Consider the following 23,795-nt stretch of genomic DNA (forward strand, 5'->3'; position numbering starts at 1 on the left):
TATATCCCTCCATGATACTCCCCAGCCAAGCGGCTAGGGCCAATTTGTACGGGCACGTCCGGAAAGTCTTTTGCGAGGGTACGAAAGATGACGCTCCGGCTTGGGACATGCCCACATTTTATCTTCTATTTCATAAATCCTTGGTAGTTCCGCATCAACATGTTGGATTCCATTTGTTTCATCGTATCCAAGGCAACACCGACAACGATCAGCAACGCTGTACCGCCGAAGTAGATGTTCGATATGCCTGTGAACTTGATGATAAATGTTGGCAGCAGCGAGATGACCGCCAAGAAAAGACCACCAACGAGTGTAATGCGTCCCATGACTTTACCGAAATAATCGGCTGTCGGTTTCCCAGGCCGAATACCCGGTATGAATCCGCCGTACTTCTTCAAGTTGTCGGCCACTTCAACAGGGTTGAAGGTGATCGCCGTGTAGAAGTAGGCGAAGAAGAGAATCAATACTGCATAGAAGACACTATGCAAGAAGGAGCCAAAGGCAAAATAGCTTTGGAACCATTGCCCAATCGGTGATCCGGGGAAGAAAGCAGCAATCGTCGTGGGGAAGGCCAAGATGGAGGAGGCAAAGATGACCGGGATGACCCCTGCCATATTTACACGCATGGGTATGTGCGTGTTCTGCCCACCATAGACTCGACGTCCCACTTGACGCTTCGCATAGTTGACCGGGATCCGCCGCTGACCTTCGTTGATGTAAATGATGCCGGCAATGGTTGCGGCGGCGATGAGCACAAACAACGCAGCGTTCAAGATGTTTGTGGTGCCGACACGAACATATTCGACCATGGTCATGATCCCAGAAGGCAGACGAGATACGATCCCGGCAAAGATGATGAGGGAGATACCGTTGCCAATGCCGTTTTCTGTGATCCGCTCACCGATCCACATGAGGAAGGCCGTGCCTGCCGTCAAGGTGAGGGCGATAAGCAGGTAACTCCAGATACTTGGGTTGGAGACGGCGCCTGTCAGACCGTAGGACAAGCCAATGGCCTGAATAAAGGCGAGGACGATGGTAAAGTAACGGGTGTATTCGGTGATTTTTCTCCGACCGTCTTCCCCTTCTTTGGCCAGTTGTTCCAAACGAGGAATAACGACGGTTAGAAGCTGCATGATAATCGATGCGTTGATGTAAGGTGTGATGCTCATCGCGAAGACGGAGAATTTCCGGAAAGAGCCACCGGAGATTACATCGAAAAACCCGAAGAGCGATCCCGTGTTCATCAACTGCTCAATCGCTGCACGGTTAATGCCTGGCACCGGAATATGGGCGCCGATACGGAAGATGAGGAACATCACCAGCGTATAGGCGATTTTGGTCCGCAGATCCGAGATCTTCCAGGCATTTTGGAGGGTGCCCACGAGTGTGGACATGATTTACATCACCTCAACTTGGCCGCCCGCAGCTTTAATCTTTTCAGCGGCAGCCTCACTCACCCCGTGGAGTTTGACCGTCAGAGCTTTGTCGATCTCTCCGTTGGCCAAGAGCTTTACGCCGTCTTTGATTTTTTTGATGATTTTACATTCAAGCAGCAGTTCCGGTGTGACGACGGTACCAGCATCAAAGACCGCTAGGTCCTGAATGTTGACAACAGCGTATTCTTTTTTGAACGGATAGTTGGAGAATCCGCGCTTAGGAATCCGACGTTGCAACGGTTGCTGGCCGCCTTCAAAACCAGGACGGACACCGCCGCCGGAACGGGCGTTTTGACCTTTATGGCCTTTACCGGCCGTTTTGCCATTGCCCGAACCGATGCCTTGGCCTTTCCGCCAGGGCTTTTGGCGAGAACCCGCTGCAGGTTTCAGTTCATGGAGTTGCAAAGGGTACACCTCCTTGCCTTAGGCTTCCATTTCTTCCACGGTCACCAGGTGCGAAACCGTTTTAATCATGCCGCGGATGGCAGGGGTATCGTCATGGATGACAGTGTTATTGAGCTTTTTCAGTCCCAGGGTGGCCACGGTGAGTTTCTGGTTTTTGGGGTAACCGATGGCACTTTTCACCCAGGTGATTTTCAGTTTGTTCGCCACGGATGCCCCTCCTTAACCAGTAATCTCTTCGACCGTTTTACCACGCAGCTTGGCGACATCTTCAGCTCGTTTCAGACTGCGCAATCCTTCAAAGGTCGCACGGACCATGTTATTGGCGTTGTTTGAACCGAGGGATTTGGTCAGGATGTCATGAATCCCGGCCAATTCCAGCACGGCACGGACAGGGCCGCCGGCGATAACACCGGTACCTTTGGAAGCCGGCTTGAGCAATACCTGTCCGGCACCAAAACGTCCATTGATGGGATGTGGAATCGTCGTTCCAACGATAGGAACTAAGATAAGGTTTTTCTTCGCGTCTTCCACGCCCTTGCGGATCGCTTCAGGCACTTCACCAGCTTTTCCTAATCCGAACCCGACGTGGCCTTTGCCGTCACCGACGACCACCAGGGCACTAAAGGAGAAGCGGCGACCGCCTTTGACCACTTTGGCGACGCGGTTGATATAGACGACTTTTTCGGTAAGTTCCAGTCCAGTCGCGTCTATTCTTGCCATTCTTTTCCCTCCTTTATGCGAAGCTTAGAATTGCAGCCCCGCTTCCCGGGCAGCCTCGGCTAAGGCAGCAACCCGGCCGTGGTAGATGTATCCACCCCGGTCAAAGACCACCTTGTCAATGCCTTTCTCCAGGGCTTTTTTGGCGACGAGTTCGCCGACCTTTTGGGCCCCTTCGATGTTGCCGCCGGAGAGGTTGGCCTCCTTGAACTCGTTATCAAGGCTGGAGGCGGCCACCAGAGTTTGACCGGTGGTATCGTTGATGACTTGCGCGTAGATATGATTCAGACTGCGAAACACGGACAGGCGAGGACGTTCTTGGTTGCCTACAACCCGTCTGCGGATCCGCATATGCTTTTTCTGACGAGCGGCATCGCGGTCAATTCTTTTGATCACTTCGGGCTCACTCCCTTCGACCTGGGGTTAGGGCTATTTTTTGCCTTTTTTACCGCCGGTCTTACCAACTTTGCGACGGATTACTTCGGTATCGTACTTGATACCTTTGCCTTTATAGGGCTCAGGCTCACGTACGGAGCGAATGTTGGCGGCGAGAGCGCCAACCTTTTCTTTATCAATGCCCTTGACGATGATTTTCGTCGGGGCAGGAACTTCAACTTCCAGTCCTTCACCGGGATCGATTTCAACGGGATGGCTGTAACCGACGGTGAGAACCAGTTTTTTGCCTTGTTTGGCGGCCCGGTAACCGACACCGACGAGGTCGAGGTTTTTGCTAAAACCTTGGGTTACCCCTTCGACCATATTGGCGACGAGGGTACGAGAGAGGCCGTGCAGGGCGCGGTGGTTCTTTTCGTCGCTCGGACGAGTCACCTTAATGGTGCTCTCTTCCACCGTAACGGTCATATCTTTATGCAGTTCCCGGCTGAGCTGGCCTTTGGGGCCTTTTACAGCTACGACGTTTCCGTCGATCGTGACGGTAACACCGGCCGGAATCGGCACGGGCTTCCTGCCAATCCGTGACATGGTCACACCTCCTGCTGTGTGTGCTTCGTTAATCCTTGGTTGATTACCAGATGTAGCAGAGAACTTCTCCGCCAAGTCCGGCTTTGCGGGCGTCCTTATCCGTCATGATGCCATGCGAGGTGGAGATGACGGCAGTTCCCAGTCCGCCAAGGACTTTCGGGATTTCTTCTTTCCGGCAGTAGACACGCAGACCCGGTTTGGAGATGCGCTTTACGCCGGTGATGACTTTCTCACGGTTGGGGCCGTATTTGAGGTAAAGGCGCAGCAGGCCTTGTTTATTATCTTCGATGTATTCTACATCTTTGATGAAGCCCTCGTTTTTGAAGATCTCAGCGACGGCGCGTTTGACCTTGGACGAAGGAACTTCTATTTTGTCATGGTAAACCATGTTGGCATTGCGGATGCGAGTCAGAAAATCCGCGATCGGATCAGTCATGACCATTGGGCTGGAACCCCCTTCCGTGTATCTTTACCAACTGGCCTTGGTCACGCCGGGGAGTTCCCCTTTGTAGGCCAGGTTTCGGAAGCAAATCCGGCACATCCCAAATTTCCGCATGTAGCCATGAGGGCGTCCGCAAATCTTGCAACGATTGTGCGCACGAACTGAAAATTTGGGGTCACGGCTTTGTTTCACTTTCATGGATGTCTTTGCCACGAGTTTCCCTCCTGTACTTGCCTTATTCGGCGCGGAATGGCATTCCGATCAGCCGAAGGAATTCACGGGCCTCTTCGTCGGTCTTGGCGGTTGTGACGAAGGTGACGTCCATCCCGCGCAGACGATCGATTTTATCGTACTCAATTTCAGGGAAAATCAGTTGTTCTTTGAGACCCAGGGTGTAGTTCCCACGGCCGTCAAAGGATTTCGGGCTTACGCCGCGGAAATCGCGGACCCGGGGAAGGGATACGCTGACCAGTTTGTCAACGAAGTCAAACATGCGATCCCCACGGAGGGTCACTTTGCAACCGATTTTCATACCTTCCCGAAGCTTGAAGCCGGCGATGGATTTTTTGGCCGTAGTTACAACCGGTTTTTGACCAGTGATCTTGGTCAGGTCGCCGACAGCGGCATCGAGGGCTTTCGGGTTCGCAATCGATTCACCGAGACCCATGTTGATGACCACTTTTTCCAGCTTGGGAATTTGCATGACGTTTTTATATCCAAACTTCTGCATCAAGGCAGCGTTAACGTCGTTTTGGATTTTATCTCTCAGTCGGGCCAAACTGCTGACCTCCTCTCTGACGAGGCTTACTTATCTGTATCAAGTACTTCTCCGCAGATGCGGCAGATGCGTACTTTTTCGCCGTTTTCGAGAAACTTCTTAGCAATCCGAACGGGCCGATCGCATTTGGAGCAGAAGATCATCACGTTGGAGGCATCCAGGGGAGCCTCTTTTTCGATGATGCCGCCTTGCGGGTTGGCTTGAGTCGGTTTGGTATGCCGCTTGACGATGTTGATTTTTTCAACAACGACGCGATGTTTATCAGGAATCACTTGGAGGACTTTGCCCTTTTTCCCAGCGTCTTTACCGCTGATGACTTGGACGAGGTCTCCTTTTTTGACGTGCACTTTCACCTTCGGGTTGGCCACGGTGCATTTCACCTCCGCCCTACAGTACTTCCGGGGCCAGGGAGATAATCTTCATAAAGTCGCGGTCCCGGAGTTCACGGGCTACAGGCCCGAAAATACGGGTGCCCCGTGGGTTCTTTTGATCATTGATGATAACTGCGGCGTTTTCGCTGAAGCGAATGTAGGAGCCGTCAGGCCGTTTGATCGGTTTGCGGGTCCGCACAACCACGGCTTTGACGACATCCCCTTTTTTAACCACGCCGCCGGGCGTTGCTTCTTTAACGGAAGCGATAATGATATCGCCCACGGAAGCATATCTCCGGAAGGAGCCGCCCATTACACGGATGCATAACAACTCTTTCGCGCCAGTGTTGTCACCCACGCGGAGTCGAGTTTCCTGCTGGATCACGAGGATCTCCTCCTATGCCGTGGTCTTACACGATAACTGCTTTCTCTACGATTCGGACGACCCGCCAGCACTTCTCTTTGGACAGGGGACGGGTTTCCATGATCTCTACGATATCGCCCATTTTGCACTCGTTGTTCTCATCATGGGCTTTGAATTTCTTGGTTTGCTTCACGGTTTTGCCGTAGAGCGGGTGTTGGATGCGGCTCTCAACAGCAACGACAACGGTTTTTTCCATTTTGTCGCTGGTGACTTTACCGATACGAGTCTTGCGTTCTGCGCGTTCGGACACTGCATTTACCTCCTTACCAACCACGGCTAGGCCTTAATGGCTTGAAGTTCACGTTGACGGAGGACAGTTTGAGTCCGGGCGATGTTCTTGCGAACTTCGCGAATGCGCATCGGATTCTCCAACTGTTGGGTAGCAAGTTGAAAGCGGAGGCGGAAGAGTTCATCTTTGAAGTCAACAAGCTTCTTGTTGAGTTCTTCCGTGCTCAAATCTTGAAGTTCTTTAGCTTTCATTAGCTTCACCACCCACTTCCTCGCGTTTTACGAACTTGCATTTGATGGGCAGCTTGTGCATTGCCAAGCGAAGGGCTTCCCGAGCGATGTCTTCCGGTACGCCAGCCAGTTCGAACATAATGCGACCAGGCTTGACAACGGCGACCCAGTATTCAGGAGAGCCTTTACCGGAGCCCATCCGTGTTTCCGCCGGTTTCGCCGTAATCGGCTTGTCGGGGAAAATCTTGATCCATACTTTGCCGCCCCGTTTGATGTAACGGGTCATTGCGATACGAGCGGCCTCAATCTGACGGCTGGTGATCCATGCGGGTTCCAGGGCCTGCAGACCGTATTCACCGAAAGCTACGGCATTGCCGCCCTTGGATTTGCCTTTCAGGCGTCCCCGATGGACACGGCGCCATTTCACACGTTTCGGCAGTAGCATGGTCTATTTCCCTCCTTCCGCAGCGGCGTTGGCAGGAGCCCGACGGTCGCCGCGATTCCGGCGGTCACGACGGTCGTGACGTTCGGGACGTTCGGCAGTTTCTGGGGCTTCCGCGGCTTTATTTTTGGCACCAGGCAGAATTTCGCCTTTGTAGATCCACACTTTGACACCGATGATGCCATAGGTGGTTTTTGCTTCGGCAAAACCGTAGTCGATGTCGGCGCGCAGGGTGTGCAAGGGCACTTTCCCTTCGTTATACCATTCGGTACGAGCGATTTCCGCACCGCCCAGACGACCAGAGACCATGATTTTGATCCCTTCGGCGCCGAGGCGCATGGTCCGTCCGACAGACTGCTTCATGGCACGACGGAAAGATACGCGCTTTTCCAATTGGGCAGCCACGTTTTCCGAAACCAGTTGAGCGTCCATTTCGGGTTTTTTGATTTCTGCGATGTTAATATTGACTGCACGACCAGTCATTTTTTCCAACTCTTTGCGCAGGACTTCCACTTCTGCGCCGCCCCGACCGATGACGATACCGGGTTTGGCAGTGTGGATGGTCACTTTTACACGGTTGGCGGCCCGTTCGATTTCGATCCGGGCGATACCGGCAGCGTACAGTTTTTTCTTGACGTACTTCCGGATTTTCAGGTCTTCATGGAGCAGTTCGACGTAGTTCTTTTGAGAGAACCACCGGGCATCCCAGTCTTTAATGACGCCGATCCGAAAACCTTTGGGATTGACCTTTTGACCCACTGGTTATCCCTCCTTTGTGCCGGCGTTAGCTTTCTTAGCGGCAACAGGCTTGGCGGGCTTTTCAGCCACAACGATGGTGATGTGGCTCATCCGTTTTTTGATGACGTCCGCCCGACCTTGCGCGCGGGGGCTGATACGTTTCATGCTGGGACCTTGATCGACGTAGCAGGTTTGTACGTAGAGGTCCGCAACATTCATTTCAAAGTTGTGTTCGGCGTTGGCGACGGCAGATTTCAGCACTTTGCTGACGTCTGCGGCGCTTTTTACCGGTGTGAATTTCAAGATGGCAAATGCGTCAGCGACAGCCTTGCCCCGAATGAGGTCAACCACTTTGCGGACCTTCCGGGGAGAGGTGCGGACGTACTTGGCCACTGCTTGGGCGGTTTTGCTTTCCATTGGCCTTCCTCCTCTTCTCCGTTGGCCTAGCGCAGACGGCTGGATTTCTCCGAACCGGCATGGCCTTTGAAGGTCCGGGTCGGGGCGAATTCACCGAGCTTGTGTCCGACCATGTCTTCGGTCACATAGACGGGGATGTGTTTCCGTCCGTCATGAACTGCGAAGGTATGACCGACAAATTGCGGAAATATGGTCGACCGTCTGGACCAGGTCTTGATGACCTTTTTCTCGCCTTTTTGAGTTAATTCTTCAACCTTTTTCAACAGGTAGCTGTCAGCAAAAGGTCCTTTTTTCAGAGAACGGCTCATGCGCGATCCTCCCTTCTGGTCTCAGGTGTAGTTGTGAAGCCATGAATTGTCTTCACGAACACACCTTACTTACGGCGTTTAACGATGAGTTTATCGGAAGCTTTTTTCTTCTTGCGAGTCTTGCCGCCGATAGCCACTTTACCCCAGGGGGTAACAGGTGCTTTGCGTCCAATCGGTGAACGGCCTTCGCCACCACCATGGGGGTGATCGACGGGGTTCATGACGACACCGCGAACGGTCGGGCGAATGCCCATCCAGCGTTTCCGGCCGGCTTTACCGATGGTGATGTTTTCATGTTCCAGGTGACCCATCTGACCGACGGTAGCACGGCATTCGACGAGCACTTTGCGCATTTCGCCGGAAGGCAAGCGCAATGTGGCGTAGTCGCCTTCTTTGGCCATCAGCTGAGCAGCAGCACCGGCGGAACGGCAGATTTGACCGCCTTTGCCAGGGCGCATTTCGATGTTATGGACCAAAGTACCGACGGGGATGTTTTTCAAAGGCAGGCAGTTGCCTGTTTTGATATCTGCATCAGGACCAGAGACGATGGTGTCGCCCACTTTCAATCCGTTGGGAGCGATAATGTAGCGCTTTTCACCATCGGCATAATGGAGCAGTGCGATACGGCCGGAGCGGTTCGGATCGTATTCGATAGCGGCCACTTTGGCAGGGATGCTGTCTTTGGTCCGCTTGAAATCGATGATCCGGTACATGCGTTTGTGGCCGCCGCCTTGGTGACGAACCGTCAGTTTGCCTTGGTTGTTACGACCGGCATTCTTCTTAAGGGGTTCGACCAAGGACTTCTCCGGTTGGGTCTTGGTGATCTCGTTAAAGTTCGCAACCGTCATCTGGCGGACACCAGGCGAGGTCGGCTTGAACTTTTTAACAGCCATTGGATTTCCCTCCTTCAGTCCGGCCGAGCTTAGACGCCTTCGAAGATTTCGATCTTATCGCCATCGGCCAGCGTGACGATGGCTTTTTTCTTGTCGGAAGTCCGCCCGGCGTATTTGCCCATGCGCTTCGGTTTACCTTTGACGTTCATGGTGCGGACATCGAGGACTTTGACGTTGAAGAGCTTTTCCACCGCATATTTGATCTCGATTTTATTCGAGTTAGGGTCAACGACGAAGGTGTACTTGTTCTCGCCAGCCAAGTCCATGGAACGTTCGGTGATCACCGGTTTTTTCACCACATCATATGGGCTGCGCATTAAGCGAACACCTCCTCCACTTTGGCTACGGCATCCTTGGTGATGACTAATTTGTCATGGTTGAGAATGTCATAGACGTTGATTCCCACTGCTTCGACAGGAGAGACGCCAGGTATGTTGCGGGCAGACTTGAAGATGGTTTCATCGATGTCTGCAGTCACCAACAGGGCCTTGCGTTCCACGTTCAGCTTGTCGAGGATACCTGCCATGGCTTTCGTTTTCGGAGCTTCCATGGCCAGTGTGTCCACAACGATCAGGTTGCCGCTTTTGACCTTGTCCGACAGGGCCGATTTCAGGGCCAGGCGGCGGGCTTTCTTCGGCATGGAAATGGTATAGTCGCGAGGCTGGGGTCCAAAGATGATGGCACCGCCACGCCACAGGGGGGAACGGCTGGTACCGGCACGAGCACGGCCAGTTCCTTTTTGTCTCCAGGGCTTTTTACCGCCCCCGGAGACTTCGCCACGGGACTTGACTTTGTGGGTACCCCGCCGCCAGGCGGCCAGTTGGGTCACCACAGCCTGATGCATCACATGTTCGTTCGGTTCAATACCAAAAATCTCGTCATTCAAGTCGAGTTCGCCGACTTGATTGCCTTCGACGTTATAAACGGCTACTTTCGGCATTTCAGGTCCTCCTTTCTCCGGGGGATGGTTACTTGGCTTTTACGGAACTCTTGATCATGACAAGTCCCCGTTTCGGACCGGGAATCGCACCTTTGATCAAGAGCAAGTTGCGTTCTGCGTCAACGCGAACGACTTGCAGTTTTTGAACGGTAACCCGTTCATGTCCCATACGGCCAGGCATTTTGCGTCCTTTAAAGATCCGAGCCGGTCCTTTTGCACCGGCAGAACCAGGACGACGGTGGTATTTGGAACCGTGGGCCATAGGTCCGCGGTTGAAGTTGTGCCGTTTGATGCCGCCAGCGAAACCTTTACCCTTGGAGGTTCCGACGACGTCAACCAGTTCGCCAGCGGCGAAGAGGTCGGCTTTCAGTTCTTGTCCAACCGTGTATTGATCAATGCTGTCGACCTTGAATTCGCGCAGAGTCCGCACGAGGCGTACGCCTGCTTTTTTCAGGTGACCTTTTTTCGGTTTGTTCAGGAGTTTCTCACGAACGTCACCGAATCCGAGTTGGATGGCTTCGTAGCCGTCCTTCTCCATGGTCTTTTTCGTTACGACGACGCAGGGGCCAGCTTCGATAACAGTTACAGGAACCGCCACCCCATTGTCGGCAAAAACATGCGTCATGCCAATTTTCCGGCCGAGAAGTCCTTTTTTAGGCAACGATGACACCTCCCATCTCTAGACAAGCCATTAGAGTTTAATTTCAATATCCACGCCTGCCGGCAAGTCCAGGCGCATGAGCGCATCGACAGTTTTCGAGTTCGGCTCGAGGATGTCGATGAGGCGCTTGTGGGTGCGCATTTCGAACTGCTCACGCGAGTCCTTGTTGACGTGGGGAGAGCGCAAGATGGTGTAGATGCTCTTCTCCGTCGGCAGCGGAATCGGACCGGACACGGCTGCGCCTGTCCGCTTGGCAGTTTCAACGATCTTTTCGGAAGACTGGTCTAAAATCCGATGATCGAATGCCTTGAGGCGAATCCGAATTTTTTGTTTACCCATTTAGGTAAGTCCCTCCTTTAGTCGCCCGATTAATACGGACCTTCTCCACGAAAATTACCCCAACAACGCCCTCGGGTGTGTCCTATTCAAATGACACAAAGGTAGTAGAGCCCATCTATCCTAGGGTTAGTTGGGCAACCTTTCGCTTCATCGCAAAGCCAACCCACAATATGAAAGTCTATCATCGATCGTTCTAAAATGCAAGGGTTTATAAAATATTTTTAGAGAAAATCGAATTTTAGACGTAAATAAACGACCGGGGCCTGGTGACAGGGTACCCGGTCGTTTTGAGAAGCCTATCGATTACTCGATGATACCGGTGACAACGCCAGCGCCAACGGTCCGGCCGCCTTCGCGGATAGCGAAACGGAGACCTTCTTCGATAGCGATGGTTTTTTGCAGTTCAATAATCATTTTGATGTTGTCGCCAGGCATGCACATTTCAACGCCTTCAGGCAGTTGAACAAAACCGGTGACGTCGGTCGTCCGGAAGTAGAACTGGGGCCGATAGCCGTTGAAGAACGGAGTGTGGCGGCCGCCTTCTTCTTTGGAGAGGACGTACACTTCGGAGGTGAACTTGGTGTGAGGTTTGATGGAACCGGGCTTAGCCAGAACTTGGCCGCGCTCGATGTCCTTACGGTCTACACCGCGGAGCAGGGCGCCGATGTTGTCGCCAGCTTGAGCAAAGTCGAGGAGCTTGCGGAACATTTCAACACCGGTGACAACAGTTTTACGGGTGGCTTCAGCAAGACCGACCAGTTCAACTTCTTCACCGACTTTGATTTGACCCCGTTCAACCCGACCGGTAGCAACGGTACCACGACCGGTGATGGTGAAGACGTCTTCAACAGGCATCAAGAAGGGCTTGTCGGTAGCACGTTCCGGAGTGGGGATGTACTTGTCGACTTCGTCCATCAGAGACCAGACTTTGCCGCACCATTCGCAGGAGCGTTGACCGCAACCGCATTCGAGGGCTTTCAGGCCGGAACCAGCAACAATGGGGATATCGTCGCCAGGGAATTCGTAGGAGGAGAGGAGTTCGCGAACTTCCATCTCGACCAGTTCCATCAGTTCAGCGTCGTCCACCATGTCAGCTTTGTTCAGCCAAACAACGATGTAGGGAACGCCAACCTGACGAGCCAGGAGGATGTGTTCACGAGTTTGGGGCATGGGGCCGTCAGCAGCGGAGACAACCAGGATAGCGCCGTCCATCTGTGCAGCACCGGTGATCATGTTTTTAATGTAGTCAGCGTGACCAGGGCAGTCCACGTGAGCATAGTGGCGGGTTTCGGTTTCGTACTCGACGTGAGCGGTGTTGATGGTAATACCGCGCTCACGTTCTTCCGGAGCAGCATCGATTTCGTCATACTTCTTGAAAGAAGCTCCACCGACTTTGGAGAGAACCAGGGTGATGGCAGCGGTGGTGGTGGTTTTGCCATGGTCAACGTGACCGATGGTACCAATGTTTACGTGCGGCTTAGTGCGCTCAAATTTAGCTTTTGCCATTTTGCACTCATCCTTCCTTTTCAGGATTTCAGTGATGTGGGGTGGCTGAGCCACCCTCTATCTGGCGAAAACCACCCGCAGGCGGTTTAGCCTTGCCGTTTTGCGATAATGCCTTCGGCGATGTTCCGGGGTACTTCTTCGTAATGGCTGATCTGCATGATATACTGACCGCGGCCTTGTGTCCGGGAACGGAGGTCGGTCGCGTAGCCAAACATTTCAGACAGCGGTACAAAGCCCTTTACGATTTGAGTATTGCCCCGGGCTTCCATACCTTCGATGCGGCCACGGCGAGAGTTGATGTCGCCGATGACGTCGCCCATGTATTCTTCAGGAACAGTGACATCCACTTTCATGACAGGTTCAAGGATAACCGGTTTTGCCTTTTGGGCAGCTTCTTTGAAAGCCATGGAACCAGCGATCTTAAAGGCCATTTCAGAGGAGTCCACATCGTGGTAGGAGCCGAATACCAGAGTGACACGGAAGTCGATGGTCGGATATCCTGCGAGGACGCCTGTTAAAGCAGCTTCACGGATACCGTTATCGATCGGGGCGATGTATTCACGAGGAATGACGCCACCGACGATTTTATTGACAAATTCGTAACCTTGACCGGCTTCGAGCGGTTCGATCTCGATAACGGCGTGACCGTATTGACCACGACCACCGGACTGGCGGACGAACTTGCCTTCGGCCTTCGTTTTGCCACGGACGGTTTCTTTGTATGCAACTTGAGGGCGGCCGACGTTCGCGTCCACTTTGAACTCCCGTTGCATCCGGTCTACGATGATCTCCAGGTGAAGTTCACCCATACCGGAGATGATCGTTTGGCCGGTTTCATGATCCGTGTGCATTTTGAAGGTCGGATCTTCTTCCGATAGACGTTGCAGGGCGATACCCATTTTATCTTGGTCTGCTTTCGTCTTAGGCTCAATCGCCACAGAGATAACAGGTTCCGGGAAGTCCATCGATTCAAGGATGATGGGAGATTTTTCGTCACAGAGCGTATCGCCGGTGGTCGTATCTTTTAGACCGACCGCTGCGGCGATGTCGCCGGTGTAGACTTCAGCAATCTCTTCCCGGTGGTTGGCGTGCATTTGAAGAATACGGCCAATCCGTTCCTTTTTACCCTTAGTGGAGTTGAATACATAGGAACCAGCAGCTAATTTACCGGAGTATACCCGGAAGAATGCCAGTTTACCTACGTAAGGGTCAGCCATGATTTTGAAAGCCAGGGCCGAGAAGGGCACGTCGTCTGATACATCGCGATGATCTTCTTCCCCAGAGTCAGGGTTGACCCCTTTCACCGCAGGGATATCGATCGGTGCAGGCAGGTATTCGACGACGGCGTCAAGCAGCGGCTGAACGCCTTTGTTTTTGAAGGAAGAACCGCAAAGAACAGGCGTGAACTTAACAGAGAGAGTCCCTTGGCGCAGGCCGTTACGAATCTCTTCTTCCGTCAACTCTTCCCCTTCGAGGTACTTCATCATCAATTCTTCATCGCTCTCGGCAACGGCTTCTACCATCTTTTCACGGTATTCGTTGGCGATGTCGAGAAGATCTGCAGGGATTTCCGAGACGTCACTGGTTTTACCCAGGTCGTCTACGTAAATCATGGCTTTCATGGTGACCAGGTCGATGATGCCTTTGAACTGATCTTCTGAGCCGATGGGCAGTTGAATCGGTACCGCATTCGCTCCGAGGCGATCCTTGATCATGGATACGCCGCGGAAGAAGTCGGCTCCGGTCCGGTCCATCTTGTTGATATAGGCAATACGGGGTACACCGTATTTGTCAGCTTGTCGCCACACGGTTTCCGACTGAGGTTCTACGCCGCCGACTGAACAGAATACGGCGACGGCCCCGTCCAATACCCGCAGGGAACGTTCGACTTCTACAGTAAAGTCCACGTGGCCGGGCGTATCAATGATGTTAATCCGATGCCCGCGCCATTGGCAGGTGGTTGCCGCAGAGGTGATGGTGATGCCGCGTTCTTGCTCTTGCACCATCCAGTCCATGGTAGCAGCGCCATCATGAACTTCACCAATCTTGTGCACCCTGCCGGTATAAAACAGAATCCGTTCGGTAGTGGTTGTCTTACCGGCATCGATGTGAGCCATGATACCGATGTTACGAGTTTTGTCTAAAGGAAACTGCCTTGGCACGTTCGTTCCCCCTTTCTATAGGACTTCAGGTCCTGGCGGGACGTTATCTTTTCTTACCAGCGATAATGGGCAAAAGCTTTGTTGGCTTCAGCCATTTTATGTGTGTCTTCTTTTTTCTTCACGGCACCGCCGGTGCTGTTGGCGGCATCCATGATTTCGGCAGCCATTTTATCGGTCATGGTCTTGCCAGCCCGTTCACGGGCATATTTGACGAGCCAACGGATGGCCAGGGTCTGACGACGGTCAGGACGAACTTCGATCGGAACCTGGTAGTTGGCACCGCCAACCCGACGAGCTTTCACTTCCAGAAGCGGCATGATGTTTTTCATTGCGGCTTCAAGGACTTCCATCGGGTTTTTGTTGGTTTTTTGTTGAATTACGTCGAAAGCGCCATACAGGATTTGCTCCGCAGTGCTTTTCTTCCCATCAAACATAACCTGATTGGCCAGTTTGGTGACCAATTTCGATTTGTAGATAGGATCGGGGAGCACTTCGCGCCTTGCGACAGAACCTCTACGCGGCATTCAGTTTTCCCCCTCTTACTTTTTACCTTTAGCTGCGGTGGCAGCACCTTTTTTGGGACGTTTCGTTCCATATTTCGAACGGGCCTGGTTGCGGTTTTGGGTACCGGCTGTATCCAGAGCGCCACGAACGATGTGATAACGGACACCCGGAAGGTCTTTTACCCGACCACCGCGGACCAGAACAACGGAGTGTTCTTGAAGGTTGTGCCCGATACCGGGAATATAGGCGGTGACTTCCACCCCGTTGGTTAAACGGACCCGGGCTACTTTACGAAGAGCAGAGTTCGGCTTCTTCGGCGTCGTGGTGTAAACACGGGTGCAAACCCCGCGTTTTTGGGGGCACTCTTTTAACGCCGGTGCAGTCGATTTCTCTACGAGAACTTCTCTGCCTTTCCGAACGAGCTGGCTGATTGTCGGCATGAACATGCACCTCCTTCCCGGAATTCTTACAACTCACCCATGCGTATCGTCAGTGAAGAAATTTGTCTTATTCAGCCATGATGGCAGCAGAGGCACAACCGACTTTGATATGACAAGCCTGGCCTAGAGCCTCCATCGTATCTACATTGACGACAGGGATCGCTTTTTCTTCACAAAGCTTCATTAAAGGATTTATCACATAAGGGTCAGCATCGACGGCAACAAACACCTGCTTTGCTTGCCCTTTCTCTACGGCCTTCAGGGTTTGCTTGGTCCCGACGGTTCGCTGCCGTGCCGATTTCAAGCGCTCTAAAGGCATAGTTATCCTCCTTTAACGAATCACACACTAGCATATAGTATCACTTCTGAGTGGGCGTGTCAACAAAAAACCTGTTAACATCGCTTTTGTACAAGCATGGGGGAAGAACTTCTCATTTAGGCAATCATGAGTGTATCGGTTGTTGCTGCTCACCTTAAAAGCAAGCGGCGAACAACCAATACACCCTAATTCTTAATGCTAGAGTCACCTTTTGCGCGCTCACGACACACTCAGAAGCTGCCAATGGAGCTATTAGGCAGGATATTCGTCCGTTTCCACTTCGTCGTTTTCCAACAAGTCTTCCTCACCGGTGACAACTTGAATATTGCGGTAGCGAGACATGCCCGTACCGGCCGGGATCAGTTTGCCGATGATGACGTTTTCCTTGAGACCGAGCAGCGGATCGACTTTGCCTTTGATGGCCGCTTCCGTCAACACCCGCGTGGTCTCTTGGAAGGACGCCGCGGAGAGGAACGAGTCCGTCGCCAAAGAGGCTTTGGTGATCCCCAGCAGGATCGGCCGAGCCGTCGCGGGCTCTTTGCCGACCTCGATAGCTTTGACGTTTTCCGCTTCGAAATCGGCGATGTCGATGAGTCCGCCGGGCAGCAGTTCTGTATCGCCCGATTCCTCCACTTTGACTTTGCGCATCATCTGACGGACCATGACTTCAATGTGTTTATCATTGATGTCGACGCCTTGCAGACGGTACACGCGCTGGACTTCCCGCAGCAAGTACGTTTGCACGCCTTGAATACCGCGCACCCGCAGCATGTCGTGGGGGTTGACAGAGCCCTCGGTCATCTCCGTACCGGCCGGTACCCGTTGCCCGTCTTCCACTTTTAAGCGGGAATTGTACGGAATCCCGTAATGATGGGTTTCTCCGTCATCCGATTGGATATCGATGTCTTTTCGTCCTTTGTTATCGACGATTTTGACGATACCGTCCGTTTCGGCGATGATGGCTAAGCCTTTCGGTTTCCGGGCTTCGAAAAGTTCTTCAACCCGTGGCAAACCTTGCGTGATGTCATCACCGGCAACACCGCCGGTGTGGAAGGTACGCATCGTCAGCTGGGTTCCCGGTTCACCGATAGACTGAGCGGCGATGATACCGACGGCTTCACCGATCTCAACGGTGCGTCCCGTCGCCAAGTTGCGTCCATAACATTTCCGACAGACACCGTAACGGGTTTTACAGGTGAGGACAGAGCGAATATATACAGAATTGTGGGGGAGTTTTTCCTGTTTGATCAGTTGTTCAATCCGGTCAGCCTGATCTTGAGACATTTCTTCGCCGATCTGGGCCAGTTGTTCACCGGTCTCGGGATCGATGATGTCTTCCATCGCATAACGACCGGCTAAGCGGTCTGATAGGCGTTCGATCACTTGCTTGCCGTCGACGATCGCCTCGACAGGAATACCCTCATGGGTGCCACAATCGACTTCCCGGACGATGACGTCTTGAGATACGTCGACGAGACGGCGAGTCAGATATCCCGAGTCAGCCGTCCGCAAGGCCGTATCGGCGAGACCTTTCCGGGCGCCGTGGGTGGAGATGAAGTATTCCAACACGGTGAGTCCTTCCCGGAAGTTCGCTTTAATGGGCAAGTCGATGATTCGACCGGAGGGGTCGGCCATCAAACCGCGCATCCCGGCGAGCTGTCGGATCTGCTGGATGTTACCGCGAGCACCAGAGGTCGCCATCATGTAGACGGGATTGAATTTGCTCAACGTGTTGAGCAGCGCCTGGGTTACATCATCGGTCGTCCGGTTCCAGATGTCGATGACTTTCTGGTACCGTTCTTCTTCGGTGATCAAACCGCGGCGATACTGTCCTTCGACTCTCTCCACGTTGGCTTCGGCCTCTTTGAGGAGCCGTTTCTTTTCTTCAGGCACGTCGACGTCGGTGATGCCGACGGTGACCCCGGCCCGTGTCGAGTACTGATAGCCGAGCTTTTTGATGCCGTCGAGCATCTTGGCCGTCTCGCCGATGCCCAACTTGTCGTAACAACGGGCCACGATGACACCCAGTTGCTTCTTGCCGACGACTTCGTTGACATAGCCGACTCGAGGCGGGATGACGTTATTGAAGATGATCCGGCCCACAGTTGTGGTAAAGCGGTCCCGTTCATCGACAGTCCGCGCTTCCGGCTTTGCGTATTCCAGGGCTTCCCGGATACGATCGTTGAGGCGGATGCGGATTTTCGCTTGCAGATGGACCGATTTAGACTCATACGCAGCGATCGCTTCATCCACGGAAGCAAAGACCATGCCTTCGCCCCGGGCGCCTTCCCGTTCTAACGTCAGGTAGTAGGAACCGATAACCATGTCCTGCGTCGGGGTGACGACAGGGCGGCCGTCTTTCGGGTTCAGGATGTTTTGAGCTGACAGCATCAGGTTTCGCGCTTCTGCCTGGGCTTCCGCCGACAGAGGGACGTGAACGGCCATCTGGTCACCGTCGAAGTCGGCGTTATAGGCCGTACAGACGAGGGGGTGAATCTGCAGCGCTCGACCTTCGACGAGGACCGGCTCGAAGGCTTGAATGCCCAAACGGTGCAAGGTTGGGGCACGGTTCAAGAGAACGGGATGCTCGGCGATGACGTCCTCCAGGACATCCCAGACTTCATTCTTGACGCGCTCCACCATCCGTTTGGCACTCTTGATATTATGGGCATGGCCGTCTTCGACCAGCTTCTTCATGACAAAAGGCTTGAATAATTCCAACGCCATTTCTTTTGGCAAGCCGCACTGGTGGAGATTCAAGTCAGGACCAACGACGATAACGGAACGACCGGAGTAGTCGACCCGTTTCCCCAGCAGGTTCTGACGGAAACGTCCTTGCTTTCCTTTGAGCATGTCGGACAGGGACTTTAATGGGCGGTTCCCCGGTCCGGTGACAGGTCGGCCGCGCCGTCCGTTATCGATGAGCGCATCAACCGCTTCTTGCAGCATCCGCTTTTCGTTGCGGACGATGATATCAGGGGCGCCCAAATCGAGAAGGCGCTTCAAGCGGTTGTTCCGGTTGATCACGCGCCGGTACAGGTCGTTTAAGTCCGATGTGGCAAAACGGCCGCCATCGAGCTGAACCATCGGGCGCAGTTCCGGTGGGATGACAGGCACTACATCCATGATCATCCAATCAGGGCGGTTGCCGGAGTTTTTGAAGGCTTCGACCACTTCCAGGCGGCGTATAGCCCGTACCTTGCGCTGGCCGGTCACTTCTTTCAGTTCCTGGCGTAGCTCTTCACAGAGCTGGTCCAGGTCCATCTCACTGAGCAGATTTTTGATCGCTTCGGCGCCCATACCGGCTTTGAAACGGCTGCCGTATTTTTCCCGGTGTTCCCGGTACTCCGTTTCCGTCAGCAGTTGTTTCTTCATCAGCGGTGTGTCACCGGCATCGATGACGATGTAGGCGACAAAATAGAGCACCTTTTCCAGAGACCGTGGGGACATGTCTAAAAGCAGCCCCATGCGGCTGGGAATACCTTTGAAATACCAAATGTGAGACACCGGTGCAGCCAGATCAATATGACCGAGCCGTTCGCGGCGTACTTTCGAACGGGTTACTTCAACACCGCAGCGATCACAGACGATACCTTTGTAACGGACCCGTTTATACTTGCCGCAATGACATTCCCAGTCCCGGGTCGGCCCGAAAATCCGTTCACAGAACAGGCCGTCCCGTTCCGGTTTGAGAGTCCGGTAGTTGATCGTCTCCGGTTTTTTAACTTCTCCACTCGACCATTGCTTGATCAGCTCCGGTGAGGCCAGACCGATACGCATACGGTCAAAATTATTGACGTCGAGCAACGGTTTCTCTCCCTTCCGGTTCGTCACCCGTGGGCTTACTCTTCCTCCAACTCATCCAAGGCGTCTTGCAGGAAGCCAGCCGCAAAATCCAAGTCTTCCTCGTCGTCCGATTCCTCAGCGACCGGACTAGGTACGTTGTCAGCCTCTGGTCTCTCTTCACCTTGAATGTCGATGCCCAGTTCTTTGGCTGTCTCCGCTACGTCTTCTTCCACTTCTTTGATCTCGATCTCCCGCTCGTCTTCAGACAGGATTTTCACATCCAACCCGAGGCTCTGCAGTTCTTTGATCAAGACCTTGAAGGATTCAGGCACTCCCGGTTCGGGGATGTTTTCACCCTTCACGATGGCTTCGTACGTTTTCACCCGACCGACCACGTCGTCAGACTTGACCGTGAGGATTTCTTGCAGGGTATAGGCGGCACCATAGGCTTCCAAGGCCCAAACTTCCATCTCACCGAAACGCTGTCCGCCGAACTGGGCTTTACCGCCGAGAGGCTGCTGCGTGACCAGCGAGTAGGGACCGGTGGAACGGGCATGGATCTTGTCGTCGACAAGGTGAGCCAGTTTCAACACATACATGTATCCGACCGTAATGGGGTTATCGAAAGGCTCCCCTGTACGACCGTCAAAAAGAATGGTTTTGCCCAGCGGAATGGACGGGAAGATCTCCCGCATGTGTTCGGTCCGCGCATCGGACATGGCCGTTTCAGCCAATTCCGGCAGACGGGCTTGCGTCAGGAATTCGTAAATATCTTCTTCGGTGGCCCCATCGAAAACGGGAGTGGCAACACGGATGCCTCGTTCTCCACTGGGCTCGCCGTCGGCCAGCAAGCCACGATCGATGTTTTTCGAAGCCCAGCCGAGGTGGCACTCCAGGACCTGCCCGATGTTCATCCGGGAAGGAACCCCAAGCGGGTTTAAGACGATCTCGACCGGTGTGCCATCGGGGAGATAGGGCATCTCGGCTTCAGCCATGATGCGGGAGATAACCCCTTTGTTTCCGTGTCGACCGGCCATCTTGTCGCCTTGGGAAATCTTCCGTTTTTGGGCGATGTAGCAGCGCACCAGTTGGTTGACCCCAGGTGCCAGTTCATCACCGTTTTCCCGGGAGAATACTTTCACGTCGACAATCTTACCGGCTTCGCCGTGAGGAACACGTAAGGACGTATCGCGGACTTCGCGAGCTTTTTCACCGAAGATGGCCCGCAAGAGCCTCTCTTCTGCCGTCAGTTCCGTTTCGCCTTTGGGCGTCACTTTACCGACGAGGATATCGCCCGGCCGCACTTCGGCACCGACGCGGATAATCCCGCGATCGTCCAAGTCTTTGAGGACTTCTTCACCGACGTTCGGAATGTCACGGGTGATTTCTTCCGGCCCGAGCTTGGTATCACGAGAATCGCACTCATACTCTTCGATATGAATAGAAGTAAAGTAATCTTCTCTGACGAGCTTTTCGTTGACCAAGATGGCGTCTTCGTAGTTGTACCCTTCCCAGGTCATGAAGGCAACGAGTACGTTACGGCCGAGGGCTAGTTCGCCCTGGTCCGTGGAAGGTCCGTCGGCGATGATGTCGCCGGCTTCCACCCGCTGTCCTTTGTGACAGATGGGCTTCTGGTTGATGCATGTGCCTTGGTTGGAACGTAAAAACTTGAGCAGCTTATGCTGTTCCAGCGTACCGTCGTCGGAGCGGATGATGATTTCGTCACCACTCACCCGTTCAATGACACCGGGTTTTTTGGCAATGGCTACGACGCCAGAATCTTTCGCTGCTTTGTATTCCATACCGGTACCCACATAGGGCGCATCGGTGCGCAGCAAGGGCACGGCCTGACGTTGCATGTTGGCGCCCATGAGGGCCCGGTTCGCGTCGTCGTGTTCCAAGAAGGGAATCAATGCCGTGGCGATCGATACAACCTGTTTTGGCGACACGTCCATATAGTCAACCATTTCCATGGGGACCACGAGGATGTCATGACCATGGCGGGCGTTGACCTTTTTTTGAATGAAGCGTCCTTCTTCATCCAAAGGCGCGTTCGCCTGAGCGACGATGAACTTATCTTCTTCGTCAGCGGTCAGGTAATCGATCTGCTCGGTCACTGCGCCTCGTTCTTTATCGACCTTCCGGTAGGGAGTTTCGATGAAGCCGAATTCATTGATCCGCGCAAAGGTGGACAAGGAGCCGATCAGGCCGATGTTCGGACCTTCCGGCGTCTCAATGGGGCACATCCGTCCGTAGTGGGAGTGGTGAACGTCCCGCACTTCGAAACCGGCCCGTTCCCGAGAAAGACCGCCGGGACCGAGAGCCGAGAGACGGCGTTTGTGAGTCAGTTCAGCAAGGGGGTTCGTCTGATCCATAAACTGCGAGAGCTGTGAAGATCCGAAGAATTCCTTGATCGCCGCCACAACAGGACGAATATTGATGAGCACCTGCGGAGTGATCACTTCTACATCTTGAATGGTCATCCGTTCCCGGACGACCCGTTCCATCCGAGACAGGCCGATGCGGAACTGGTTTTGCAGCAATTCGCCGACAGAACGTAAGCGCCGGTTGCCCAAGTGATCGATATCATCGGCATGGCCTTCGCCCTGCATCAGCTTGAGCATTTCACGGACAGTGGCGATGATATCATCTTTGGTGAGATGGCGAATCTCTTTTTCTATTTGCAAGCCGAGGCGTTTATTGATTTTATAACGGCCCACTTTGGCCAGATCATATCGTTTCGGGTCAAAGAACAGCGTATCCAGCAAGGAACGGGCGCTGTCCACCGTGGGCGGTTCGCCAGGTCGGAGTCGCTTGTAGATCTCGACGAGCGCTTCTTCGGTATTTTCCGTGTTGTCCCGCTCTAAGGTGATGCGGATGCGCTCGTCACCGTCGAAGAGCTCATGAACTTGCACGTTGTTCGAATAGCCCAGCGCCCGGATCAAGACGGTGGCCGGCAGCTTCCGAGTCCGGTCGATACGCACATAGACGTTGTCATTCGCGTCAGACTCAAACTCCAGCCAAGCACCGCGGTTGGGGATCATGGTCGCCCCATAGACCTTCTTGCCGCTCGTCGGGTCCGTCGTTTCGTTAAAATAGACACCAGGCGAACGGACCAATTGGCTGACGATTACCCGCTCGGCACCATTGATGATGAAGGTGCCTTTTTCGGTCATCAGTGGGAAGTCGCCCATGAAAACTTCCTGTTCCTTGACCTCGCCCGTCTCTTTATTGATCAGACGGACTTTGACGCGAAGCGGAGCGGCGAAAGTGACATCCCGCTCTTTACACTCTTCCACGCTATACTTGGGTTCCCCCAGGGAATAGTCGATGAACTCCAGGATCAGGTTTCCGGTGAAGTCCTGAATGGGCGAGATATCGCGAAACATCTCGCGCAAGCCCTCGTCAAGAAACCAGCGATACGAATTTTGTTGGATTTCTATCAGGTTGGGCATGTCCATGACTTCCTGGATGCGGGCGAAGCTCCAACGCTCTCGTGGCCCACATTGCACAGGATATACCATCCGTATTCACCTCTTGATTCGTGATAGCAAAACAAAAGAAACACCAGCGAGAGGGTCTAGTCCCTACCCTCTAGTCGAACTGGGTTTCTTCTTTAACATGCGGCAACAGACTCCCTCCCCGGCGAGTCCCAATCGGCATACCCTTAGGTTCCCCCTCATATCCGGGTATTCTAACCTGTCAACCATTAAAATATTCCAAATTATGTACTTGCTGTTGGGAAAGGTCGCCCAAATCACAAGTACGATCGCAAGATATAATTTTAGCACAAGAGGTACCATTTGTCAACCAAGGGAAAGCTTTGGCGAGGTAAAAAAAGCAGGACGGTTGGGTCCGCCCTGCTTTTCCTGTTTGTCTATGATGCTAAAATTACTTAACTTCGACGGAAGCGCCGGCTTCTTCAAGTTTCTTCTTGATGCTTTCGGCTTCTTCTTTAGCGATTTTTTCTTTAACGGCTTTGGGAGCGCCATCGACGAGGTCTTTGGCTTCTTTCAGTCCGAGGCCGGTGATTTCACGAACGACTTTGATGACGTTAACTTTTTTGTCGCCAGCGGCTTTGAGGATAACGTCGAATTCGGTTTGCTCTTCAGCAGCAGGAGCAGCAGCAGCAGCAACAGGCATAGCAGCCATAGCTACAGGGGCAGCGGCGCTTACGCCAAATTCTTCTTCGAAAGCTTTGACCAGTTCGGCCAGTTCGAGGACGGTCAGGCCTTTGACCGCTTCGATGATTTCAGCGATTTTACTCATGGTAATGAATTCCTCCATTTGATAATATCAAAATTTTTATGAACTATGTTGACGGTAA

General features: G+C 53.3%; 30 protein-coding genes. All 30 read right to left on the reverse strand.

The genetic code is table 11. The annotated features are described in order from the left end of the window. Positions 1 to 125 precede the first annotated feature (125 nt). Positions 126 to 1,394 (reverse strand): preprotein translocase subunit SecY, encoded by a 1,269-nt coding sequence (gene secY / locus GJ688_RS10765; RefSeq protein ID WP_155476561.1) that lies wholly within the window; start codon positions 1,392 to 1,394, stop codon positions 126 to 128. Between the two features lie 3 nt (positions 1,395 to 1,397). After that, on the reverse strand, positions 1,398 to 1,841 hold the full coding sequence (gene rplO / locus GJ688_RS10770; protein ID WP_155476562.1) for a 50S ribosomal protein L15: 444 nt from the start codon (positions 1,839 to 1,841) through the stop codon (positions 1,398 to 1,400). 18 nt (positions 1,842 to 1,859) lie between these two features. Then, positions 1,860 to 2,048 carry a 50S ribosomal protein L30 gene (gene rpmD / locus GJ688_RS10775; RefSeq protein WP_170291875.1) on the reverse strand — a complete coding sequence of 63 codons (189 nt, stop codon included), beginning with the start codon at positions 2,046 to 2,048 and terminating at the stop codon, positions 1,860 to 1,862. A gap of 12 nt (positions 2,049 to 2,060) precedes the next feature. Then, entirely contained in the window at positions 2,061 to 2,561 is a 501-nt protein-coding gene (rpsE, locus tag GJ688_RS10780) for a 30S ribosomal protein S5 (RefSeq protein WP_155476563.1), read from the reverse strand. 24 nt (positions 2,562 to 2,585) lie between these two features. Beyond that, a complete protein-coding gene (gene rplR, locus GJ688_RS10785) occupies positions 2,586 to 2,954 on the reverse strand; it encodes a 50S ribosomal protein L18 (protein ID WP_170291876.1) in 369 nt (122 codons plus the stop codon). A 33-nt stretch (positions 2,955 to 2,987) separates the two neighbouring features. Further along, positions 2,988 to 3,539, reverse strand: coding sequence for a 50S ribosomal protein L6 (gene rplF, locus GJ688_RS10790; protein WP_155476564.1), 552 nt, complete (start codon positions 3,537 to 3,539; stop codon positions 2,988 to 2,990). Between the two features lie 43 nt (positions 3,540 to 3,582). Further along, the gene (rpsH, locus tag GJ688_RS10795; RefSeq protein ID WP_170291877.1) at positions 3,583 to 3,981 is read right to left on the reverse strand and encodes a 30S ribosomal protein S8; all 399 of its coding nucleotides are present in this window, start codon (positions 3,979 to 3,981) and stop codon (positions 3,583 to 3,585) included. A 27-nt stretch (positions 3,982 to 4,008) separates the two neighbouring features. Further along, entirely contained in the window at positions 4,009 to 4,194 is a 186-nt protein-coding gene (locus GJ688_RS10800) for a type Z 30S ribosomal protein S14 (RefSeq protein WP_170291878.1), read from the reverse strand. 22 nt (positions 4,195 to 4,216) lie between these two features. Next, positions 4,217 to 4,759 carry a 50S ribosomal protein L5 gene (rplE, locus tag GJ688_RS10805; protein WP_155476566.1) on the reverse strand — a complete coding sequence of 181 codons (543 nt, stop codon included), beginning with the start codon at positions 4,757 to 4,759 and terminating at the stop codon, positions 4,217 to 4,219. Between the two features lie 26 nt (positions 4,760 to 4,785). Continuing rightward, complete coding sequence (gene rplX / locus GJ688_RS10810; protein WP_328597354.1) at positions 4,786 to 5,127, reverse strand: 50S ribosomal protein L24; 342 nt, start codon at positions 5,125 to 5,127, stop codon at positions 4,786 to 4,788. Between the two features lie 19 nt (positions 5,128 to 5,146). Beyond that, positions 5,147 to 5,515, reverse strand: coding sequence for a 50S ribosomal protein L14 (rplN, locus tag GJ688_RS10815; RefSeq protein ID WP_170291879.1), 369 nt, complete (start codon positions 5,513 to 5,515; stop codon positions 5,147 to 5,149). Positions 5,516 to 5,540: 25 nt separating this feature from the next. Then, on the reverse strand, positions 5,541 to 5,804 hold the full coding sequence (gene rpsQ, locus GJ688_RS10820) for a 30S ribosomal protein S17 (protein ID WP_170291880.1): 264 nt from the start codon (positions 5,802 to 5,804) through the stop codon (positions 5,541 to 5,543). Between the two features lie 26 nt (positions 5,805 to 5,830). After that, on the reverse strand, positions 5,831 to 6,034 hold the full coding sequence (gene rpmC / locus GJ688_RS10825) for a 50S ribosomal protein L29 (RefSeq protein ID WP_155476567.1): 204 nt from the start codon (positions 6,032 to 6,034) through the stop codon (positions 5,831 to 5,833). Further along, positions 6,024 to 6,458, reverse strand: a complete 435-nt coding sequence (rplP, locus tag GJ688_RS10830; RefSeq protein WP_155476568.1) for a 50S ribosomal protein L16 — start codon at positions 6,456 to 6,458, stop codon at positions 6,024 to 6,026. Before rplP ends, rpmC begins: the two co-directional genes overlap by 11 nt. Positions 6,459 to 6,461: 3 nt before the next feature. Continuing rightward, entirely contained in the window at positions 6,462 to 7,214 is a 753-nt protein-coding gene (rpsC, locus tag GJ688_RS10835; RefSeq protein ID WP_170291881.1) for a 30S ribosomal protein S3, read from the reverse strand. Between the two features lie 3 nt (positions 7,215 to 7,217). Beyond that, on the reverse strand, positions 7,218 to 7,610 hold the full coding sequence (rplV, locus tag GJ688_RS10840; protein WP_155476569.1) for a 50S ribosomal protein L22: 393 nt from the start codon (positions 7,608 to 7,610) through the stop codon (positions 7,218 to 7,220). Positions 7,611 to 7,636: 26 nt separating this feature from the next. Then, the gene (gene rpsS, locus GJ688_RS10845) at positions 7,637 to 7,918 is read right to left on the reverse strand and encodes a 30S ribosomal protein S19 (protein WP_155476570.1); all 282 of its coding nucleotides are present in this window, start codon (positions 7,916 to 7,918) and stop codon (positions 7,637 to 7,639) included. A gap of 65 nt (positions 7,919 to 7,983) precedes the next feature. Further along, positions 7,984 to 8,811 carry a 50S ribosomal protein L2 gene (gene rplB / locus GJ688_RS10850; protein ID WP_155476571.1) on the reverse strand — a complete coding sequence of 276 codons (828 nt, stop codon included), beginning with the start codon at positions 8,809 to 8,811 and terminating at the stop codon, positions 7,984 to 7,986. 29 nt (positions 8,812 to 8,840) lie between these two features. Then, complete coding sequence (rplW, locus tag GJ688_RS10855) at positions 8,841 to 9,128, reverse strand: 50S ribosomal protein L23 (protein ID WP_155476572.1); 288 nt, start codon at positions 9,126 to 9,128, stop codon at positions 8,841 to 8,843. Continuing rightward, positions 9,128 to 9,751, reverse strand: a complete 624-nt coding sequence (gene rplD, locus GJ688_RS10860) for a 50S ribosomal protein L4 (RefSeq protein WP_155476573.1) — start codon at positions 9,749 to 9,751, stop codon at positions 9,128 to 9,130. The genes rplW and rplD overlap by 1 nt, the downstream gene beginning before the upstream one ends. A 28-nt stretch (positions 9,752 to 9,779) precedes the next feature. After that, positions 9,780 to 10,412, reverse strand: a complete 633-nt coding sequence (gene rplC / locus GJ688_RS10865; RefSeq protein ID WP_155476574.1) for a 50S ribosomal protein L3 — start codon at positions 10,410 to 10,412, stop codon at positions 9,780 to 9,782. 30 nt (positions 10,413 to 10,442) lie between these two features. After that, positions 10,443 to 10,751 carry a 30S ribosomal protein S10 gene (rpsJ, locus tag GJ688_RS10870; RefSeq protein ID WP_155476575.1) on the reverse strand — a complete coding sequence of 103 codons (309 nt, stop codon included), beginning with the start codon at positions 10,749 to 10,751 and terminating at the stop codon, positions 10,443 to 10,445. Positions 10,752 to 11,054: 303 nt separating this feature from the next. After that, positions 11,055 to 12,257 carry an elongation factor Tu gene (gene tuf, locus GJ688_RS10875; RefSeq protein ID WP_155476576.1) on the reverse strand — a complete coding sequence of 401 codons (1,203 nt, stop codon included), beginning with the start codon at positions 12,255 to 12,257 and terminating at the stop codon, positions 11,055 to 11,057. 86 nt (positions 12,258 to 12,343) lie between these two features. Next, a complete protein-coding gene (fusA, locus tag GJ688_RS10880) occupies positions 12,344 to 14,419 on the reverse strand; it encodes an elongation factor G (RefSeq protein ID WP_170291882.1) in 2,076 nt (691 codons plus the stop codon). A gap of 53 nt (positions 14,420 to 14,472) precedes the next feature. Further along, positions 14,473 to 14,943, reverse strand: a complete 471-nt coding sequence (gene rpsG / locus GJ688_RS10885) for a 30S ribosomal protein S7 (RefSeq protein ID WP_155476577.1) — start codon at positions 14,941 to 14,943, stop codon at positions 14,473 to 14,475. A gap of 15 nt (positions 14,944 to 14,958) precedes the next feature. After that, positions 14,959 to 15,363: a 30S ribosomal protein S12 gene (gene rpsL, locus GJ688_RS10890; protein ID WP_155476578.1), complete on the reverse strand. Its 405-nt coding sequence runs from the start codon at positions 15,361 to 15,363 to the stop codon at positions 14,959 to 14,961. 67 nt (positions 15,364 to 15,430) lie between these two features. After that, positions 15,431 to 15,682 (reverse strand): L7Ae/L30e/S12e/Gadd45 family ribosomal protein, encoded by a 252-nt coding sequence (locus GJ688_RS10895; RefSeq protein ID WP_155476579.1) that lies wholly within the window; start codon positions 15,680 to 15,682, stop codon positions 15,431 to 15,433. 252 nt (positions 15,683 to 15,934) lie between these two features. Beyond that, positions 15,935 to 19,489: a DNA-directed RNA polymerase subunit beta' gene (rpoC, locus tag GJ688_RS10900; RefSeq protein ID WP_155476622.1), complete on the reverse strand. Its 3,555-nt coding sequence runs from the start codon at positions 19,487 to 19,489 to the stop codon at positions 15,935 to 15,937. Between the two features lie 35 nt (positions 19,490 to 19,524). Then, positions 19,525 to 22,992 (reverse strand): DNA-directed RNA polymerase subunit beta, encoded by a 3,468-nt coding sequence (gene rpoB / locus GJ688_RS10905; RefSeq protein ID WP_155476580.1) that lies wholly within the window; start codon positions 22,990 to 22,992, stop codon positions 19,525 to 19,527. Positions 22,993 to 23,359: 367 nt separating this feature from the next. Beyond that, positions 23,360 to 23,737 (reverse strand): 50S ribosomal protein L7/L12, encoded by a 378-nt coding sequence (gene rplL, locus GJ688_RS10910; RefSeq protein ID WP_155476581.1) that lies wholly within the window; start codon positions 23,735 to 23,737, stop codon positions 23,360 to 23,362. Positions 23,738 to 23,795 lie beyond the last annotated feature (58 nt).

It is taken from the genome of Heliobacterium mobile (assembly GCF_009720735.1).
Lineage (GTDB): Bacteria > Bacillota > Desulfitobacteriia > Heliobacteriales > Heliobacteriaceae > Heliobacterium > Heliobacterium mobile.

Excerpts from the sequence above, each read along its gene's own strand:
- secY (WP_155476561.1), bottom strand. The coding sequence starts at position 1,394 with ATGTCCACACTCGTGGGCACCCTCCAAAATGCCTGGAAGATCTCGGAT.
- rpsE (WP_155476563.1), bottom strand. The coding sequence starts at position 2,561 with ATGGCAAGAATAGACGCGACTGGACTGGAACTTACCGAAAAAGTCGTC.
- rplF (WP_155476564.1), bottom strand. The coding sequence starts at position 3,539 with ATGTCACGGATTGGCAGGAAGCCCGTGCCGATTCCGGCCGGTGTTACC.
- rpsH (WP_170291877.1), bottom strand. The coding sequence starts at position 3,981 with ATGGTCATGACTGATCCGATCGCGGATTTTCTGACTCGCATCCGCAAT.
- rpmC (WP_155476567.1), bottom strand. The coding sequence starts at position 6,034 with ATGAAAGCTAAAGAACTTCAAGATTTGAGCACGGAAGAACTCAACAAG.
- rplP (WP_155476568.1), bottom strand. The coding sequence starts at position 6,458 with ATGCTACTGCCGAAACGTGTGAAATGGCGCCGTGTCCATCGGGGACGC.
- rplV (WP_155476569.1), bottom strand. The coding sequence starts at position 7,610 with ATGGAAAGCAAAACCGCCCAAGCAGTGGCCAAGTACGTCCGCACCTCT.
- rpsS (WP_155476570.1), bottom strand. The coding sequence starts at position 7,918 with ATGAGCCGTTCTCTGAAAAAAGGACCTTTTGCTGACAGCTACCTGTTG.
- rplB (WP_155476571.1), bottom strand. The coding sequence starts at position 8,811 with ATGGCTGTTAAAAAGTTCAAGCCGACCTCGCCTGGTGTCCGCCAGATG.
- rplW (WP_155476572.1), bottom strand. The coding sequence starts at position 9,128 with ATGCGCAGCCCATATGATGTGGTGAAAAAACCGGTGATCACCGAACGT.
- rplD (WP_155476573.1), bottom strand. The coding sequence starts at position 9,751 with ATGCCGAAAGTAGCCGTTTATAACGTCGAAGGCAATCAAGTCGGCGAA.
- rpsJ (WP_155476575.1), bottom strand. The coding sequence starts at position 10,751 with ATGGGTAAACAAAAAATTCGGATTCGCCTCAAGGCATTCGATCATCGG.
- tuf (WP_155476576.1), bottom strand. The coding sequence starts at position 12,257 with ATGGCAAAAGCTAAATTTGAGCGCACTAAGCCGCACGTAAACATTGGT.
- rpsG (WP_155476577.1), bottom strand. The coding sequence starts at position 14,943 with ATGCCGCGTAGAGGTTCTGTCGCAAGGCGCGAAGTGCTCCCCGATCCT.
- rpsL (WP_155476578.1), bottom strand. The coding sequence starts at position 15,363 with ATGCCGACAATCAGCCAGCTCGTTCGGAAAGGCAGAGAAGTTCTCGTA.
- GJ688_RS10895 (WP_155476579.1), bottom strand. The coding sequence starts at position 15,682 with ATGCCTTTAGAGCGCTTGAAATCGGCACGGCAGCGAACCGTCGGGACC.
- rpoB (WP_155476580.1), bottom strand. The coding sequence starts at position 22,992 with ATGGTATATCCTGTGCAATGTGGGCCACGAGAGCGTTGGAGCTTCGCC.
- rplL (WP_155476581.1), bottom strand. The coding sequence starts at position 23,737 with ATGAGTAAAATCGCTGAAATCATCGAAGCGGTCAAAGGCCTGACCGTC.